The 18,610-nt window shown below is 64.2% G+C and carries 17 protein-coding genes; 3 read left to right on the top strand and 14 right to left on the bottom strand.

The annotated features are described in order from the left end of the window. From coxB to CUJ91_RS05190, 12 genes are all read right to left on the bottom strand, one after another. Entirely contained in the window at positions 1–1,068 is a 1,068-nt protein-coding gene (gene coxB, locus CUJ91_RS05245; protein ID WP_208716153.1) for a cytochrome c oxidase subunit II, read from the bottom strand. A gap of 1 nt (position 1,069) precedes the next feature. Then, the gene (locus CUJ91_RS05240; protein ID WP_114155974.1) at positions 1,070–1,690 is read right to left on the bottom strand and encodes a c-type cytochrome; all 621 of its coding nucleotides are present in this window, start codon (positions 1,688–1,690) and stop codon (positions 1,070–1,072) included. Beyond that, positions 1,687–2,586 carry a substrate-binding domain-containing protein gene (locus CUJ91_RS05235; protein ID WP_114155973.1) on the bottom strand — a complete coding sequence of 300 codons (900 nt, stop codon included), beginning with the start codon at positions 2,584–2,586 and terminating at the stop codon, positions 1,687–1,689. The genes CUJ91_RS05240 and CUJ91_RS05235 overlap by 4 nt, the downstream gene beginning before the upstream one ends. Then, on the bottom strand, positions 2,567–4,342 hold the full coding sequence (locus CUJ91_RS05230; RefSeq protein WP_029969950.1) for a methanol/ethanol family PQQ-dependent dehydrogenase: 1,776 nt from the start codon (positions 4,340–4,342) through the stop codon (positions 2,567–2,569). The genes CUJ91_RS05235 and CUJ91_RS05230 overlap by 20 nt, the downstream gene beginning before the upstream one ends. A gap of 195 nt (positions 4,343–4,537) precedes the next feature. Beyond that, complete coding sequence (locus tag CUJ91_RS05225; RefSeq protein ID WP_114155972.1) at positions 4,538–4,774, bottom strand: hypothetical protein; 237 nt, start codon at positions 4,772–4,774, stop codon at positions 4,538–4,540. Between the two features lie 60 nt (positions 4,775–4,834). Next, a complete protein-coding gene (locus CUJ91_RS05220) occupies positions 4,835–5,557 on the bottom strand; it encodes a chemotaxis protein CheB (RefSeq protein WP_161966566.1) in 723 nt (240 codons plus the stop codon). 189 nt (positions 5,558–5,746) lie between these two features. Continuing rightward, complete coding sequence (locus tag CUJ91_RS05215; RefSeq protein WP_006048337.1) at positions 5,747–6,124, bottom strand: response regulator; 378 nt, start codon at positions 6,122–6,124, stop codon at positions 5,747–5,749. Positions 6,125–6,126: 2 nt separating this feature from the next. After that, positions 6,127–9,273, bottom strand: coding sequence for a CheR family methyltransferase (locus CUJ91_RS05210; RefSeq protein WP_029969952.1), 3,147 nt, complete (start codon positions 9,271–9,273; stop codon positions 6,127–6,129). Next, a complete protein-coding gene (locus tag CUJ91_RS05205) occupies positions 9,270–9,509 on the bottom strand; it encodes a type II toxin-antitoxin system ParD family antitoxin (protein WP_029969953.1) in 240 nt (79 codons plus the stop codon). Before CUJ91_RS05205 ends, CUJ91_RS05210 begins: the two co-directional genes overlap by 4 nt. Positions 9,510–9,612: 103 nt before the next feature. Continuing rightward, positions 9,613–11,241, bottom strand: a complete 1,629-nt coding sequence (locus tag CUJ91_RS05200; RefSeq protein WP_244230993.1) for a putative bifunctional diguanylate cyclase/phosphodiesterase — start codon at positions 11,239–11,241, stop codon at positions 9,613–9,615. Between the two features lie 135 nt (positions 11,242–11,376). Further along, on the bottom strand, positions 11,377–11,877 hold the full coding sequence (locus tag CUJ91_RS05195; RefSeq protein WP_006048341.1) for a GAF domain-containing protein: 501 nt from the start codon (positions 11,875–11,877) through the stop codon (positions 11,377–11,379). An 87-nt stretch (positions 11,878–11,964) separates the two neighbouring features. Continuing rightward, a complete protein-coding gene (locus CUJ91_RS05190; protein WP_114155970.1) occupies positions 11,965–12,390 on the bottom strand; it encodes a TOBE domain-containing protein in 426 nt (141 codons plus the stop codon). 204 nt (positions 12,391–12,594) lie between these two features. Between CUJ91_RS05190 and CUJ91_RS05185 the strand changes: the two genes are divergently transcribed. Beyond that, positions 12,595–14,271, top strand: a complete 1,677-nt coding sequence (locus CUJ91_RS05185; protein ID WP_114155969.1) for an SH3 domain-containing C40 family peptidase — start codon at positions 12,595–12,597, stop codon at positions 14,269–14,271. Positions 14,272–14,445: 174 nt separating this feature from the next. Continuing rightward, positions 14,446–14,910, top strand: coding sequence for a VOC family protein (locus CUJ91_RS05180; protein WP_006048344.1), 465 nt, complete (start codon positions 14,446–14,448; stop codon positions 14,908–14,910). 192 nt (positions 14,911–15,102) lie between these two features. On the opposite strand, the gene CUJ91_RS05175 is transcribed toward CUJ91_RS05180, so the two are convergent. Then, positions 15,103–16,020, bottom strand: a complete 918-nt coding sequence (locus CUJ91_RS05175) for a recombination-associated protein RdgC (RefSeq protein ID WP_114155968.1) — start codon at positions 16,018–16,020, stop codon at positions 15,103–15,105. A gap of 249 nt (positions 16,021–16,269) precedes the next feature. On the opposite strand from CUJ91_RS05175, the gene CUJ91_RS05170 reads away from it, so the two are divergent. Then, on the top strand, positions 16,270–16,602 hold the full coding sequence (locus CUJ91_RS05170; RefSeq protein WP_006048346.1) for a hypothetical protein: 333 nt from the start codon (positions 16,270–16,272) through the stop codon (positions 16,600–16,602). Positions 16,603–16,749: 147 nt separating this feature from the next. Here CUJ91_RS05170 and msbA read toward each other — a convergent pair whose 3' ends face one another. Further along, positions 16,750–18,543, bottom strand: coding sequence for a lipid A export permease/ATP-binding protein MsbA (gene msbA / locus CUJ91_RS05165; RefSeq protein WP_006048347.1), 1,794 nt, complete (start codon positions 18,541–18,543; stop codon positions 16,750–16,752). Positions 18,544–18,610: the final 67 nt, after the last annotated feature.

Raw genomic sequence — 18,610 nt, 5'->3', positions numbered from 1 at the left:
TCATCTGAGCGTCGCCATGTAGGCCAGCAGCGCGTGCAGTTCATCGGGCGCCAGCGGGTTGGGAGGCATCACTGTGCCGGGCTTGATGCGCTGTGCGTCGACGATCCAGCCGGCGAGATGTCCTGGTGTATTCGGCAGCGTGCCCGCAGCCAGCGTCTGCCTGCTAGCAACATGAGTCAGGTCCGGCCCGAGCACCGCGTTCGCACCGATGCCTTGCACCGTGTGGCACATCGCGCAACTGTGCGTGAGGAAAATCTGCTCGCCGCGCGTTTCGAGTTCGTTCGACGGCGGCGGCGCATCCTGGCGCTGATGCGCGAGCCAGGTCGCGTATTTGTCGGGTGTCTCGGCGATCACGAGGAACGACATCAACGCATGTTCGTAACCGCAGAACTCGGCGCACTGGCCGCGATACTCGCCCGCGTGGTCCGCGCGAAAACGGATCGTCGCGGTGCGGCCGGGAATCAGATCTTTTTTGCCGTGCAGATTCGGCACCCAGAACGAGTGAATCACATCCGACGATTTAAGCGTGACGAGCACGGGCTGTCCGACCGGAATGTGCATCTCGTTGGCCGTAATGAACACGTTCGACGCTTGCGGATCGTTGTACCGTATCTCCCACCACCATTGATGCGCGGTCACTTCGATCTGCACGGCATCGCGCATCGAAAGCCGCGCGAGCGCGCGGTCGGTCAGCACGTCGGCGAAAATGAGGCCGAACAGCAATACCGTCGACACGATTGTCGCGACGATGACCGCCCTTCTCAGGCCAGGTTCCGCGACCGCTTTCGGACCCACGGCGGAGTCCGCCTCGGTCGACATATCGGCGGGCGTTTCGCGCGTGCCTCGCGGCGCGCGCCACAGCGCCCAGAAGAAGGCGATCAGCACGGCGGCGAAGACTGCCGTGCAGACAATCACCGTCAGATTCAACAGATCGAGGATGGTCCTCGCCTGGACACCGGCCGGTCGCAGCGCATCCTGCAATGGCGCGGCCCACGCCGACTGAACGGTTGCCGTTGCGGTTGCGATGGCGGCAGCGCCGGATAGCGGAAGAACGACTCGCGCAGTCATGTCAGTGCTCCGCGGCGGGCGGCGCCGAAGAGCGCTTCGGCTCTTCCGGCGGGCGCCGTTGTTCGGGCTTGCCGGCCTGCAGACTGTCGCTGCGCGGCGGTTCGATATCGGAGCGCAACTGGCCGCTCATCGAACGGACGTAGGCCACGATTTGCCAGATCTGATCGTCGGAAACGTGGCCGCCGAACGCCGGCATGCCGTTCGGCCTGCCTTGCTTGATGGTCGTGAACACGCTGGCCGGGTCCGCGCCGTAAATCCACTTATCGTCCATCAGCGCCGGACCCGAATCGCCGCTGCCTTGCGCGTGGCAACCACTGCAGTTGTACGCGCGAAACAGGCGCTTGCCTTGCGAGACCGCGTACGCGTTATTTTCATAGGGATTGCTAACGGTAGCGCTCACAGCGGCGGCCAAGGGTTGAGTCGAGCTCGTCGTCACGGCGGAAGCGACCGGTTGTATCGAACTCATGGTCACCGCCGAAGCCGCCGATGCAGCCGGCGGCGGCGTATGCAATTGCCGCTGTTCGCGTTCGCAGCCCGCGAGGCACGCGACGCTCGCGATCACGGCCGGCGCGATGAGCCAGAGCGCCCGAGGCATCTGTCGACGAAAGCGGACGGCTGTCATCGCGCACTCTCCCTCGCAGCCGACGACACCGCGCGCGGCGCGTCCACGCGAACCACGTTGTAGTCCGCGAGAATCGCATCGATCTCCGCGTGCCGACGATCGAGCGCCGCTTGCAGTTCATCGCGCAACGCCGGCTTCGCGCGGTTCACGCCGACCGCCACGGAGAATTCGAACGGCAGCGCCGAGCCAGCCGGCGGGCGGGCCCGTTCGACCGTCAGCGGCACAGCGGCGCGAGTCGCGAAGTACGCAAGCTGCGGACCCCAGCCAAGCGCGACGTCGATGCGGCCCGCCGCGATGTCGTTCACCATGCGCTCGCTTGCGGGGCCGTCGCCGTAGACGGTATAGCCGGTCACGTTGTCGGTCGCGCCCGCACGCGCGAGCGCGTAAGCGGGCGGCGTCGCCGCGAGGTCGTCGCCGATCAGTTGCACGCCGATGCGGCGCTGCGACAGCGCACGCGGTTCGAAGCCGTCGAGTGGCGGGTCCGCCGCGCGTTGCACGAACACATAACTCGACCGATAGTAAGGCCGCGTCAGCAGCAGACGCTCAAAGCCGTCGGGCACGCCGATGAACACATCGCATAAGCCCGCGCCGACCGTCTTGCGCACGAACCCGCGGCGTTGCGGAAGCCACGCGTAAGTGAGGCGCAGATGCAGGTCGCTTGCGAGCACCTGCGCGATGTGGTTTTCGAAGCCGCTGCCGTCTTCTTTCGAATACGGCAGATTGTCGGGATCGGCGCAGACGCGCAGTTCGGTCGCGCCGGACGCGGCTTCGTCGACAGGTCGATGAGCGCATGCGCCAAGCGCAACGGCGAGCAAACCCAGCACACCGAAAATAACCGCACGCGGCAGCCCACCCAGACGCCGCGCAACACACATTTCAAGGAAGCGCGAACACATAGAGCGTGCCCCCCTTGGTCGTGCGCTGCGGCAGATCGCGCATCGCGTTGACGAAGCCCTTGGCTCCTGTGCCGTCGCGCGGATCCAGATTGTTCGAGACGATCGCGCCGGCCCATCCGCCGACGCCCGCGAGGATCGCGATGTATTCCTTGCCGTCCGGGCCGCGATACGCAACCGGCTGGCCGATGATCCCGGAGCCTGTCTTGAACTGCCACAAGAGCGCACCGCTGCGCGCGTCGACGGCTTTGAACCAGCCGTCCATCGTGCCGTAGAAAACGACGTCGCCGGCCGTGGCAAGCGCCCCGCTCCACACGGGAAAGTCTTCCTTGATCGACCACGCCTTCTTGCCCGCAATCGGGTCCCACGCGGAGAACTCGCCGCGATTGCCGCCGGGCCCGGCGTACATTTTCGTATCGACGCCCACGTACGGCGTACCCGCGATGTAGCTCGTCGCGTAAGCCTCGGCGTCCTCGCACAGATTCTGGTGGGGGATATACAGCAGGCCCGTGCGCGGCGACCACGCGGACGGCTGCCAGTCCTTGCCGCCAGGCGACACCGGACAGATGTTGCGCACCGAATGGCCGACCTTCGGTTCGGTTGCCGGGTTGTATTTCAACAGCCCCGTCCTGAGATCGACGCCCTCGCTCGTCGTGATATGAACAAACGGTTTCGCCGACAACACTTCGCCGGTCAACCGGTCGAGCATGTACACGTAGCCGTTGCGATCCGGATGCACGAGCACTTGCCTCGGCTTGCCGCCGACGGTGAGCGTCAGCAGCACGTTTTCGTTGACGCCGTCGTAGTCGTGCAGATCGTGCGGGCTCCATTGATAGAACCAGCGCGCCTGCCCCGTGTCGGGATCGCGCGCGAAAATGCCGGCCGTCCATTTGTTGTCGCCGGGACGCTGCTCGGGATTCCACGGGCCGGGGTTCGCGGTGCCGTAATAGATCAGGTTGGCGTCGGGGTCGTAGGAAATCCAGCCCCACACGTTGCCGCCGCCGATCTTCCACGCACCGGATGGCCAGGTCGTGACGCCGAGATCCTTGCCCTTGTCCTGTCCGTACCAGGGCTTGAACTGATCGCCGATCAGCACGTCGCTGTCGGGCCCCGTGCTATACGCGCGCCAGACGATGCGGCCGGTCGCGGCGTCGAGCGCGGTCAGCCATCCGCGCACGCCGAGTTCGCCGCCGCTATTGCCGACCAGCACCTTGCCTTTGACGACGAGCGGCGCCATCGTCGTCGTCTCGCCGCGGCTGATGTCGCCGAGCCGCGTGCGCCACAATTCCTTGCCGCTCGCGGCATCGAGCGCGATGGTTTGTGCGTCGAGCGTGTTGATGAAGATTCGACCGTCCGCATACGCAGCGCCGCGGTTCACAACGTCGCAACACGCGACACCCTGCGCGCTCGCGTTGGGCGCCGGATCGAACTGCCATTTGACGGGAGCGCCGGGTTTCGTCAGATCGAGCGCATACACGCGATTGGGATACGGCGTGACGATGAACATCGTATTCGACACGACGAGCGGCGCCGCTTCCTGGCCGCGCAGCACGCCGGTCGAGAAGGTGAACGCGGGCTTTAACCGGCTCACATTCGATGTGTTGATTTCAGCGAGTTCGCTGTAGCGCGTGTTCTGGTAATTCTTCGCCGCCATCGGCCAGTCGCCGTCGCTGGTCTGAGCGCAGGCCGTCGAACCATAGGCGAGCGACGCCGCCGCTAACGCCGCCATCAGGTTCCGTACCGGTCTGGCCCACGCCATGATGCGCTCCCGTTGCAAGGCACTCGAGGCGCATCCAGCAAAATTCGTGCATGAGGGTGAGATTGAAGCGGCAGCGGCGTGTGCGTCGAACTGGCGGCGTCGATCACGCTGCTTTAGTGGCAGCAATAGCAACTGGTCCCGGACTATTTTTCAACGCATACCAGGCCGAAATGTTGTGGCCGACTCGGCCGCCGCTTAGCCGACCTTTTGACTGCTCGTCGACTTGGCCGACTCGAGCGCCAGGCGCCTGACGGCCTCGACCGCTGCCTCGAGCGGAGCTATTTCGTCGCGCAGCGCTTCGGCGTCGTCGCTGTGCGTCGCTTCCGCGAGCGAAAGCCGGTCACGTACCAGCAGCAGTTCTTCTTCGAGGCGCCGCACAGCGGACCACAACGCGTCTTCGGCGCCGGAGCGCTGGCGCGACTCGAGCGACATCGCGGAAAACGCATGCCCGGTATGACAGCGATACCTCAGCGGATACCCTTCGCCGATACGCTAGATCACGCCACCGCACTCCGGGCAGGTCAGGCTCGTTCGGTGGCCGATCCGCTCCATTTCCGCGGGCGAAGAATAGCCGGTCACTGCAATCTTCAGTTCCAGCGCGGCGCGCTCGCTTTCGTCCATGTCGATGCGCCTCGGTGTGCGGTCTGTCAAGGCTCTGACGATGGCCGGACCGATGTCGTCAATCGGCGCGACCACGTCGGGGGGAACAGCTTTAAGCGCAGCGTCGGGCATGTCGGGCGCCGCGCAAGTCGACGGGTCCTGAACGATGGTGAAGCCGCCGCACGCGTGAATCGCCTTCAGTCCCGCCGCGCCGTCGTCCAGTTTGCCGGTCAGCACGACGCCGATCGCGCGAGCGCCATAGTTGACCGCCGCCGAACGAAACAGCGGATCGGCGGCCGGGCGCGCGAAGTTTTCCTTGGGTCCGGTCGACAGCACCACCGTATCGTCGCGCAGCAACATGTGGCGGTCGGGTGGCGCGACGTAGATCGTGCCCTTCTCGATTGCTTCGCCGTCCGATGCATGGACTACCGGTAGCCGGCTGTCCGACGCAAGCAGATGTGGCAACTGGCTCGGCCACGTGCCGACGTGCATGACGATGAACACGCTCGCCGGAAGATCGGCCGGCAGCACGCCGACGATCTTCTTCAGCACCTGTAGGCCGCCGAGCGACGCTGCAACGACGACGATGTCCCGCCCATTCGAAATCTTTGCCATGAATGCCCTCCGCTGGAGAGGAGCAGCAAATGGCAAGCCTGTCGTCCGGCGCGCGCGGCCTTCGTGGCTGCGCACGCGCGCAATCGCCATCAGCTCAGCTTAAAACCAGTGTCATGACCGCCTGACGGATTGTCCTTGCCTCGATGATTCAACCCATTGCCTGCGGCACTACGGCTACGGGATCGCCCGTTATCGCGTGCCGACTGTCAGCGCCCTGAAAAGCATCTGATGGTCGAACGGCTTCTGACAACGCTCGTACTGACGATACTCTCCATCGACGGCGTCCGCGCCATAACCGGTCACGAATACAAAGCGGATATTGCGCGACACAAGCGCATCTGCGACCCGATATGACTTCTCGCCGTTCAGATCGACGTCGAGAACAGCGACGTCGACCTGCTCCTTGCCTTCTTCGATCATGGCCACCGCTTCCTGCGCGCCCGAGATGGGACCGACGACACTGGCTCCCGCGTCCTCGAGCGCACTCGACAGCGCCAGCGCAACCAGGTAGTCGTCTTCGACCACCATGACTCGCCGGCCCTGCAGCAATTTGGCGACACTGCCCATTTCTATCCCTCCTGCGAACCGCTGCGCACGCGTGGCGATGGCAGCGGTATCTCAATGTGACATGAGACGCCGTCGGTCTTGAACGCGAGTTCAGTTGTTGCATGCAGCGTGAACTTCAGCGCTTTCTCGATCAGCCGCCGCCCGAACCCCGTTCTCGACGAGTCGGGCACTGAGCGCAGACCGCTCTCGGTCCAGTCGATCACGAGCGAGGCGGCACCGGACGCCGTATTGCGCACGTCCCATGTGACTTCGAGCCGCGCCTCGCAATCCTTGAGCGCGCCGTACTTGACGGCATTCGTCGCCAGTTCGTGCAACACCAGCGCGACCGTCTGCACGTTGCGGAATCCGAGCGGCACAGGCGGACCGGCCACGGCGATCCGCTCGCTGTCCGCGACCCCCAATGCCTCCAGTTCCAGCCGCACAATGTCGGTCAGATTGATGAGATCGCCGTTCGCTTCGCCGATAAGTCCCTGCAAACGTCCGAGCGCCGCGAGACGGCTGATGAACGTTTCGAGCGAGGGAGCGGCCGGAAGCGTCTGCTGTGCGATCGACTGGATGACAGCCAGCAGATTGCGGGTGCGATGCTGCAACTCGGCAATGAGGACACTCTGCCTTTCTTCAGCATGGATCATTCCCGTGACGTCCACGAACGCCACCACGACGCCGTCCGTTGCACGGTCGCCGTTGCGATACGGCGCGAGGCGGATCAGAAAGTGCGTCAGCCCGTCGTTGCTGCTCACGTGCCGTTCGCGCGGCGCATTGGTGCGAAAGACGGTCGCAATGTCCTTCTCGAGCCCCGGCAAATCGAGGCGGCTCGCGAGTTCGGTGATCGGCCGGCCGCGATCCGTCGGGCGAATGTGGAAGATGCCGTTCATCGCCGGCGTGAACGAACGGATCACCAGGTCGCGATCGAGAAACACGGTCGCAACCGACGTGCTTTCAAAGAGATTCTGCAGATCGGTGTTCGCCCGGTCGAGCGCTTCGATCTTGCCGTTCAGTTCGAGATTGACGGTATGCAGTTCCTCGTTCAGCGAAACGAGTTCTTCTTTCGACGCCTCCAGTTCTTCATTGGACGACTGCAGTTCCTCGTTGACCGAGACGAGTTCTTCGTTCGACGACTTCAGTTCCTCGAGCGCGGTTTCGTATTCCTCGATCATCGACTGCAAGCGTTCGCGCGTGTCGCGCAATTCTTTTTCGGCTTCGGCCACCGTGCCGTCGCGCGGCAACTGCGCGCGTGCGATGGCTTCTTCGCGGCTCAGACCCGGGCCTTGATCCGCGAACACGACGAGGTACATTCGCTCGTTCTGCGGGTTTCCGTTCAGCGGCTCGACCGTCAGACTGAGAATCTGCACGCGGCCGTCTTCTCCCTCGACCGCGACGCCGTCGCGCGTCACCGCTCTGCCCGATTCGACCGCTTCGCGGAACACCGAGCGCAGGTCGAGGCCGAGACCCTTGCGCGCCATCGCAAAGAGCTGGCGCGACGGGACGCCGGGCGCGGCTTCCAGATACTTGCCGGTGCGGCTCGAAAAGTAGACGACGTCGCCGTCGCGCGTGGCAAGCACGTGCGGCGGCGTGAACCGCTCGAGCATGTGTGTATCGACCGTATGACGCATTGCGCCGCTGCCGAGCACGGGCCGGCCGGGCGCGAGCGCGGCCGGATGCCCGACGCGCAGCGCAGAGACGGTCATGGGCAAACGGATCTGCGGCGACACGTCGGCGCGACGGCGGAAGATCCGGTGCTTCTTCTCGACAGCCACGAACAGTTCGTCGAACTGACTGACGTTCTCCGACGTACCGAGAAAAAGGTAGCCGCCCGGACGCAACGCATAGTGAAACGTCGGGATCACCTGGTTCTGCACGTCGGCGCCGAGATAGATCAGCAGGTTGCGGCACGACACGAGGTCGATACGCGAAAAAGGCGGGTCGCGAATCACGCTATGCGGCGAGAAAATGCAGAGATCGCGTACGTCCTTGGCCAGTACATAACTGCTGCCCTCGAGCCGGAAAAAGCGCTGCCGGCGTTCTTCGGAAACGCCGTCGAGCAGCGCTAACGGATAACGCGCCGCGCGCGCCACCGCGAGCGCGCCGTCGTCGATGTCGGTTGCGAAAATCTGCACGCGCGGCGTATCGGCCTGGCCGTCGAAATGCTCGCGCATCAGAATCGCGATCGAATAGACTTCTTCGCCGGTCGCACAGCCGGGCACCCACACGCGAACCGTGTCGGCCGAACTGCGCCCCTCGAACAGCTTGGGAATCACGACGCTCGCGAGCGTCTCGAACGCCTGCGCATCGCGAAAGAAACTGGTCACGTTGATGAGCAGGTCGCGGAACAAAGCGGTGACTTCCTGCGAGTCCGTGGAGAGCCGCGCCACGTAGGCGTCGGGCGTGCCGATCTCGAGGACCTGCATGCGCCGCTGCACGCGGCGCACGAAAGTCTTGACCTTGTAGCCGCTGAAATCGTGTCCGACCTGGTTGCGCAAAATCGCATAGATCGCTTCGCGCGCCACGTCGAACTCCGACGTTTGAGCTTGCGCGGTCGCGTTTCCGGCCAGCCCGTCGAGCATGAAGGCGCCCGTTGCGAAGGTGGCGAGCTTTTCGCCCATCTGCCCGACCGGCACGGCGAAATCGACGAGTCCAGTGGCGATTGCACTGCCCGGCATGTCGGGATGCTGCGGGCCGAAGCCGTCCGCCGCCTGCGCGAGCGTCAGTCCGCCGCGTTCCTTGATGGCCTTGATGCCCAGCGTTCCGTCCGAATCCCCGCCGGACAGCACGACGCCGGCAGACAATTCGCCGAACTCCGCGGCGAGGCTGCTGAACAGAACGTCGATCAGCTTGCGTTCCCGCCGATGACTGTCCTGCGGCTGAACATGAAGCGCGCGTTTCTCGACGCTCAGCACGGCGTCGGTCGGTAACAGGTACACGTTATCGACTTCGATCTGCATGCCATCGGTAATGACATGCACCGGCAACGACGTAAATCGCGCGATGATTTCCGGAAGCAGGCTTTCGCGGTCCGGACTCAAATGCGTGACGATCACGAATGCAAGGCCGGGGGCTTGCGGCATGCCGCGGAAAAATCCTTCGAGTGCTTCGACAGCCCCCGCTGAAGCGCCCACGCCCACTACTGGAAAGTTATTTGCTGGCATCATGACTTCTCCGCCAGCAGAGCGCGTTCCCGCGCACGGGCGCGCTGCTTGCGCTTGAGGCTCGCGGCGTCGCCGCTATTGTCCGCAACCGCGCGGCCGGGGGTTCGTTCCTGAAGCAGGCGCAGGCCCGCGCGCACGACTTCGCTGGCCGTGCCATAACGGCCAGAGGCGATTTCTGTTTTGATAAACGAAGCGAGATGCTCCGTCAGGCTAATGCTTATTGCGTACTTGGCCGGCATGGCGTTTCGAATCGCGAGGGTGGTTGTTTATACTACCCTTGCGATTCCCACCTGGCATGAATTTTTGCAGCCGTTTCCGACTTGGCGGCGCTTGAAGGCGGTTCTACGGCCCGAGCAAATTCCGCAGTCCCGATGCCGTCACCGGCCGCGAAAACCAGAAGCCTTGCGCCTCGTCGCAACCGAGCGTCTGCAATTGTGCGGCCTGCTCCGGTGTTTCGACGCCTTCGGCCGTGACGCGCAGTTCGAGCGCATGCGCCATCGCGATGATCGCGCCGACCAGTGCAAGACTTTGCGGATCGTTGCCCATGCGCGCGACGAACGAGCGGTCTATCTTCAGGCGGTTCAACGGAAAACGCGTCAAATAGGCGAGGCTGGAATAGCCGGTGCCGAAGTCGTCGACGGCAATTTCCACCCCAAGTTCGCGTAATGCGTGCAAGGTTTCCAGCGCCTGGTCCACGTCGCCGAGCAACGCGCCTTCGGTGATCTCCACTTCCAGATAAGACGGATCGAGCGCGGCCTGGTCGAGCGCGTCGCGAATCGTGTCGAACAGGTCCGGCCGCCGGAACTGCTGCGGCGACACGTTGACCGCCACGCGCGGCAAGTTGCCGGTCAACCGCAGCAGCCTGCCCGCTTCGCGGCACGCGGTGCGGATCACCCACTCGCCGATCTGCTCGATCAAGCCGGACTCTTCGGCGACCGGCACGAATTCCGCGGGGCTGATCATGCCGCGCTGCGGATGATTCCAGCGCAGCAGCGTTTCGACTTGCGCGATGCGTCCGTTGGCGAGCGTCACCTGCGGCTGATACACAAGGTGCAATTGCCGGCGCTCCAATGCTTCGCGCAACATCGTCTCGATCTGGAAGCGGCGCGCGGCCTGTCCTTCGAGCGCGGTCGAAAAACGCCGGACCGCATTGCCGTTCACCGCCGACGCCGCCGACAGCGCGACGCCCGCGCGCCGCATGAGCGTGGCCGCGTCGCCGCCGTCGTCCGGATACGCGGCGATGCCGATGCTCGCCGCGATGTTGAGCGCCGTGCCGCCATAGTCGATCGGCTCGGCGATGCGCGCGAGCGCCTCCGCGGCGAATGCGTCGGCGGCGGCGCCGGTTTCGTTGATCAACAGCGCGAACTGCGTGCCGCCGATCGACGCGATCGTGCCGTCGTTGGGAAAAAGTCCGCGCAAGCGTTCGCCGACGATCTGCAGCACCAGTTCGGCCGCATGCAGGCCGAGCGCGTCGCGGAGCTTGCGCAGGTGATCGAGTTCGGCGATCAGCACGGTAAAGGAAGCGTGGCTGCGTGCGCAGCGTGAGATCGTCAGCTCGAGACGTTCGGTGAAGAGCGTCTGATTCGGAAGACGCGTGACGCCGTCGTGATGCGAGACGTACCAGAGGCGCGCCTCGGACTGCGCATAGCGCGTCATGTCGACGACCACGCCGACGTAACGCGCGTCGAACGCGTGGCAGGCTGTGGCGTCGGAACATGCAGGCAGCGGCGACAGCGCGAGTACGACGCGCACCGATGTGCCGCTGCGTCGCAGGTACGTCCATTCACCCTCGTAGCGAGCGCCGATGTCCGCGAGCGACGGCAGTTCGGCGCGGCGTCTCGCGAGTTCGGCGGGATCGTGCAGCGATTCGAAGCTGCGCCGGCCGATCAGTTCGTCGGCGCTCCATCCGGTCAGCTTTTCGAGCGCCGCGTTGACGAACTGAAAGGTGCCGCGCTCGTCGCAAATGAACATGCCGAAGGGAGCGGCGGTTAGTGCGGCGGTCAGTGCGGCGGCTAGTGCCGAGGCCGGCGCTTCATCTGCAAGACGCGACTCGGCTTGCGTCCCGCCGGCGTGGGTCGTGTTCAAAACGCGGTGTCTGTGCGGTGACTACGACGCGCGCGGCAATGCCGCTTCGATGAAGACCGCGCACAGCGCCTCCATGCCCTTCGCGTCTTCTTCGTCGAAGCGCGCGAGGACCGGGCTATCGACGTCCCATACGCCGATCAGCGTGCCGTCGGGCGCGACGAGCGGCACGACAACTTCCGATTGCGACGCCGAATCGCACGCGATGTGGCCGGGGAATTCGTGGACGTCGCGCACGATCTGCGTCTCGCGCGTTTGCGCGGCCGTGCCGCAGACGCCTTTGCCGAGCGCAATGCGCACGCACGCCGGCTTGCCCTGGAAAGGCCCGACCACCAGTTCGCGGCCGTCATGAAAGTAAAAGCCGGCCCAGTTCAGATCGCTCAACGAATGGAACACGAACGACGAGAAGTTCGCCGCGTTGGCGATCCAGTCGGTTTCGCCGGCGAGAAGCGCGCGCGCCTGCGCGACGAGTTCTTCGTATTGCGCGGCCTTGGGCAAGTGCGACGCGGAGGAGACTTCGAACATGACGGGTCCGTGATGAAGGCGGGAAACGATGCAACGTGGCGCTCCAGTGTAAAGCAAGCAGCTTGCTCGATCACTGGAATGCGGCCACTACGACTCGACGCCGACGATCACGCTCGACGCCTTGAAGATTGCCGTCGCCGCCTGGCCGACCGCGAGGCCGAGGCGCTCGACGCTCTCGTTGGTCACGATCGCGGCGATCTGCGCGCTGCCCGCGCCGATCGTCACTTCGGAATTGACCGCGCCGGTCGTCACGGCGGTCACCGTGCCCGCGATGCAATTGCGCGCCGACACCTGATCCTTCGATACGTCGACCATCACGATCACCGACGATGCCTTCACCAGCGCAAACGCCTGCTTGCCTGCGGCGAGCCCAAGCGTTTTAGCGCTGCCGTGCGTGATGATGGCGACGACGTCGAGGCCGTCGACGGTTCGCAGCGTGACCTCGTCGTTGACGGCGCCGTGCGTGAGCTGAACCACTTCGCCTGCGAACTGATTGCGTGCGCTTGTTTTCATGTTGGGCTCCTTTGGAGTTTGGGAAGCGCTGATGTGTTGCTTTGGCTGGCGGTCAAGTGTAATGGAAGGCGCAACGCCGTATCATCGTGCCCTTGCAGTCTCCCTTGCACTCTCTTTGCCGAACTCATGTCTTTAGCCGTTCCTTTTCGCGTTGTGCGCGTTGTTTATTTTGGGCGCGTTGTTTATGTTGTGAGCGCTGTTCGCATGGTCCGCGTTGTCCGCATTGCGCACGCGTTGCCGCAGGCCTGGCGCCGTGTGGCGTCGTTCATGGCGCTCGCGTCGCTCGCGGCTCTTGCCGCTTGCAGCAATCCGTCCCAGACCCATGACGCGCGAATCGCAGCCGATAACCTCACGCTCTTTCCGCTCGCCGCCTACGACCAGAACGTCGATCACTGGCTCGAGCCCGACAGCGCCGGCTACGACAAGCCGTTCCTGAGCCCCGCCGATCAGCAGGCGCATTTCCAGGCGCTTTACGCCCGCTACTTCGGCACCGGGACGAGCGCGCCGTCGCCGTGGAATTCCGCGTATGTGACGATGCGCGTCTATCGCCAGCAAGGCGCGGATATCGCCGCGCTGCAGCAGCGCCGCATCGCCCGCTTCGACAATACCGGCAAGAGCGGCGCGGGCATCGGTTATGGCGAGAACTTTCGTCCGCACGACAAGGCGTGGATCGACGCTATCGCGCGCAACATGAACGTCGCGCAGTTCACCGAGGCGCCGGTCTACCAGCCGGCACGGCGCGCGATCGCGACCACCAATCAGATGGTGCGCGAACTGCCGACGACCGATCCGTCGTTCTACGATCACCGTCTGGCCGGCGAAGGCTATCCGTTCGACAACCTGCAAATCTCCGCCGTGCGGCCGGGCACGCCGCTGTATGTGCTCGGTACGAGCGTCGACGGCGCATGGCATTACGTGCAGACGCCCGATGTGCAAGGCTGGGTGCGCAGCGACGGCGTCGGCATGGCGAGCGAGCGTTTCGTCGATAGCTGGCGCGCCGCGAGTGCGAAATCGCTCGGTGCGGTGATCGGCGCTTTTACGCCGGTGCGCGATAGCCGCGGCGTGTTCCGCTTCGAGGCGCCCGCAGGCACGCTGCTGCCGTTGGTGGCGGCGTCGGCGGATCGTGCGGTGCGGGGGAGGATGCGGGCTTCCGCGCCAGCGTCCGATGTGAGTTCGAACGACAACGAGACGGGCATGGACGCCAATGCCGCGCCTCCACCGCCGACGCCTCGCACGGTCCTCGTGCCCGCGCGCGGCGCGGAAGGCGAGGCGTTGATCCGCACGGCCGAACTCGACGACACGCAGATTGCGCCGATGCCGCTCGCCGCCACGCCGCGCCATCTCGCGACGCTGATGAAAGCGCTGATCGGCCGGCCTTACGGCTGGGGCAACAGCGGCCTCTACAACGATTGTTCGTCGGAACTGCAAAGCATCTTCGCGACCTTTGGCGTGTGGCTGCCGCGCCATTCGTCCACGCAGATGAGCGCCGGGCGCATGATCGACCTGTCCGCGTCGACGCCCGCGCAACGCCTCGATTATCTGGCCGCGCATGGCGTGCCGCTGCGCACGCTGATCTACATCGGCGGGCATGTGATGCTTTACATCGGCAATACGACTCGCAACGGCGTCACCGTGCCGGTGGTTTATCAGGACATCTGGGGATTGCGTCCGTCCGACAACAGCCGGCGCGCTGTGATCGGCGGCTCCGTGATTCTGCCGCTCCTCGAACACATTCCCGAGGATGCGACGCTGCAATCGCTCGCGGGCACGCCGACGTTCCAGATCAGCATACTCGGTGCGCCGACCGGCGCGTCGGCGCCTTCGCCGGGTTCCGCGCCGACGCCCGCCGCACCGGCTGATGAGGACAATCCGGCGGGCTAACGACTCGTCGACGATCCGTAGGACTAATAGCCGGGGCGCGCACGTGCGCACGTGCGCGAAATATTTTTCTCGGAGTGTCGATTCGGTGGCGACCCGTTCGTCGTAACGTTGAAAGGCTCGCTGAAACAGTCGGACTTTCAATCCACGAACCAGTTACTTCAAGGAGTCGCCGTCATGAGCAGCCCCGCTGTCAAACCGATCCCGGACGGGATGCACTCGCTCACGCCGTATCTGATCTGCGCGAACGCCGCGGAAGCCATCGCGTTTTATACGAAAGCATTCAACGCCGTCGAGCAGTTCCGCTTGCCAGGGCCGGGCGGCAAGGTGATGCACGCGTGCCTGAAAATCGGCGATTCGATGCTGATGCTCACCGACGAATGGCCGGAGCACCAGGCGTTCGGCCCGAATCATCTGCAAGGCACGCCGGTGACGATTCACCACTATGTCGAAGATGTCGACGCAAGTTTTCAGCAAGCTGTCAATGCCGGCGCGACCGTGAAGATGCCGGTCACCGACATGTTCTGGGGCGACCGCTACGGCCAGTTGAAAGACCCGTTCGGGCATAGCTGGTCGCTGGCCACGCACAAGCGCGATCTGAGCAAGGAAGAGATCGAGCAGGCGATGGCGGCAATGAAGTAACGTCTTTTGCCGTTTGGCGACGATGGTCGGTGTGGGCCGTTATAAAGCCGGGCGCGCGCAAGCGTGCCCAACTTCGATGTCTCTGCAAAAACGGCCAGCGCGTCAATGAGTTGCGGAGATTGCGGGGTAGTTATGCACAGCCTTGCAAACAGAATCTGTGGGTAACTTTCCCCGCTGCAAAGCACCCCTCGCTCAAGCCGCCCGCGCCATCGCATCGCCCTCTTCACCACCCAATGCATCGACGAGATCGCCCAGCATGCGCTCGAGCTCCGCGGTCATCAGCGTGAAGTCGGAATCGAACAGCTCGTCGTCGCCTTGAGCGGTTGGGTCGCTTGCTTCCTTCAGCACGTCGAGCGGTGCAATGCGCTTGATCGTCAGCGAAGGCGTCAGCACGAACGACACGCGGTCCTTCCACGTCATCGCGAGCCGCATGCATTGCTTGCCCGCTTCGATGTGACGGCGCATATCTTCCGCGTCCAACGTATGGCCGACGTAACGGACCGTCGCGTTGCCTTCGGTCGGCGAGCGCAATTCGGTATCCTGATCGACGGTGAAGCCGCTCGGCCCCTCACCGGAAAGCAGCCACTCGGTCATGGCCGCGACCGGCGATTGGGTGACGCGCACCGTGCCGAGCGGCAACTGATCGATCGACTTCACCAGCAGGCCGCGCACTTCGTCGGCGACCGTCTGCGACGCCGCGTCGATCACCAGCCAGCCGTTGCGGCAATCGATCCACACGCGCGTATCGCGGCGAATGCTAAACGCGCGCGGCAGCAGTTCGTCGGTGACCTGCTCCTTGAGTTCGCGCATCTGCTTGCGGCCAGGTTTGAAGCCCTGCTGCTCTTCCAGTTCGGCGGCACGCGCTTTCGTCACTTGCGTGACGACCGACGCCGGCAGCAGCTTCTTCTCCGTGCGGAACGTGAGCAGCAACTGGCCGTTCAGCGCATAAACGAGCGAGTCGTTATCGCGCGGCGACGCCCAGCCGTGGCTTTGCATTTCGACGCTATTGCCGGGCGCGAACGCGTGCGGCACGAGCCACTTTTCCATTTGTTCCGCCGTGACGGACCACGGAGCGGGAAGACGGTGAAGCTGTAGGTTTTTGAACCACATAGGCGAGATGTCCGACGGGCAAAGCGCGTCATTCTATATGACGGCGCTGGTCAAGCAACTGCGGTGGCCAATTGGCCGATGTCCGCTCGGGCTTCATGAAAAGTCCGCAATGTGCTGCGTCGGTGGCCATTCGTCTGAGGCGCGGTCAAGCCGTAATCGTTTAATGGTTTTGCCGTAGTCGTCGAGGCCCGCGCGTCGCCGCTAAATCGCCTAGACTTTCCGATATGCGCGACGAAGACGGAGGCGGCCATGGCCGACGAAACCGCACCTTGGCAAATGGTCGAATACGAGGGCTTCGAGATTCACGTGGCGCTCATGCCAAAGAATGAGCCGGACGAAGGCAACGCGTCGTACGCGCCGCCGAACGAGGCGAATAACCGCTACACGTATGTCGGCTACGTCTGTCATCCGGGCGCGGACCCGTCGATTCCCGGTCACGCGGTTCCGTTTCATGCGGACGGCGAGGAAAGCTTCGCCAGCAAGGACGACGCGCTGTACGAAGGCGTGCACGTGGGGCGGAGCATTGTCGATGGCACGCACCCGGATTTGACCGTGCTGCCGCTGGTCACGGGCGGTGTTTGAGCGTCTCTCGTCAATCACCCGGCAACGGCACGCCGACCGGCACTAGCAAGCCAGCGTTGCCATCTTCCAGCAAGTCCCGCGACCCGGTCGGGCAACGAGAACCGTGGAACGGAGACGCGGCTGGCAGACGGCGCAACTGCCGGACGTTTATGCCGCACTCTGCTGAAACTGAATTCGATGCAGATGCGCGTACAACCCGTTCTGCGCCAGCAGCTCCCGATGACTGCCGCACTCGACGATATGCCCCGCCTCCATCACGAGGATGCGGTTCGCGCGCTCGATGGTGGACAGCCGGTGCGCGATGACGAGCGTGGTGCGGCCCTTCATCAGCGTTTCGAGCGCGGCCTGCACGTGGCGCTCTGACTCGGAATCCAGCGCCGACGTGGCTTCGTCGAGAATCAGGATCGGCGCGTCCTTGTAGATGGCGCGCGCGATCGCGAGACGCTGGCGCTGGCCGCCGGACAGCATCATGCCGTTGTCGCCGACGAGCGTGTCGATGCCGTTGGGCATCGCGTCGACGGTGTCCCACAGGTTGGCCGCGCGCAGCGCCGCGGTCACCCTGTCGCGATCGGCCGTCTGGCCGTAAGCGACGTTGTTGGCCACCGTGTCGTTGAAGAGCACGACGTCCTGGCTCACCATCGCGATCTGGCTGCGCAGCGCGTGCAGGTCGTATTCGGGAAGCGCGACGCCGTCGACGAGAATCTCGCCGCCGGTCGGATCGAAAAAGCGCGGCAGCAGGTTCACCAGCGTGGTCTTGCCGCTGCCCGACGGACCCGCGAGCGCGACCATTTCACCCGGCGCCACCTTGAACGAAACCTTGTCCAGCGTGTGGCGATTGTGCGTGGCGTTGGCGCTGTACATGAACGAGACGTCGCGGAACTCCACTTCGCCGCGCGCGCGCTCGAGCGGCTTGCCGCCGCCCGCTGGCTCCGCCGGTTCGTCGATCAGGCCGAAGATCAGCTCGGCCGCCGTCATGCCCCGCTGCAGCGGCTGGTTCACATCCATCAGATGCTTGAGCGGCGAGATGATCAGCAGCATTGACGTGACGAAGGCGACGAAGCCGCCGACCGTGGTCTGATCCGACGACGACTGCACCACCGCGATCGTGATCACGACGGCAAGCGCGATGGACGCGAGGAACTGCGTCAGCGGTTGAGCGAGTCCGCCCGAGACCGTCATGCGCATCGCGTAGCCGCGCAGACGCTTGCTCATCGACGAGAAGCGGTCCATCTCGTACTTCTCGCCGTTATGAACCTTGACGACCTTGTAGCCGCCCACGGTTTCCTCGACGATGTAGGACAGCTCGTTGGTCAGCAGTTGATGCTCGCGGTTCAGCCGCCGCAGCCGGCGATTGATCTTGCCGACTAGCCAGCCGATGCCCGGCAGCAGCACCGCGACGATCAGCGTGAGCCGCCAGTTCAGATAGAACAGATAGCCGAGCAGGAAGACGACCGTGAGCGAGTCGCGCACCAGCGTGACCAACACGCTCAACAGCACGTTGAGAATCTGGTTGACCTCGAAGACGATCGCGTTGATCACCGTGCTCGCGGTTTCGCGCTGAAAAAACGCGACGCTCGTGTGAATCATGCGGTCGAACATGCGCAGCCGCAGTTCGAGCAGGATCTTGTTGGAGACGTATGCGAGCAGATAACCGGACGCATATTGCGACACGCCTCGAATCAGCGCGAGGCCGATCACGGCGACGGGCACGAACCATTTCGCGTTATCGCTTGCATGCGCGCCGAAACCTTTGTCGAGCAGCGGCTTGAGCAACGCGGGAATGGCGGCGTCGGTGGCGGCGCTTGCGGCCATCGCGATAATGGCCCCGATGATCACCCACAAGAGCGGCTTGACGAACGGCCACAGGCGCCGGAAAACGACGGCGGGCGACGACGCTTCGCCTTCACCGATGGGTTTGCTTAACGTTGGCTTCGCGCTCAAGGAATCCTCTGGGAATGCGGAACGAGATTCGCGCCGGCGACCGGCTGCCCGCGGCGCGAAGATCGAA

This window comes from Paraburkholderia graminis, from assembly GCF_003330785.1.
Lineage (GTDB): Bacteria > Pseudomonadota > Gammaproteobacteria > Burkholderiales > Burkholderiaceae > Paraburkholderia > Paraburkholderia graminis.
This window is presented reverse-complemented; position numbering and strand designations above follow the sequence as displayed.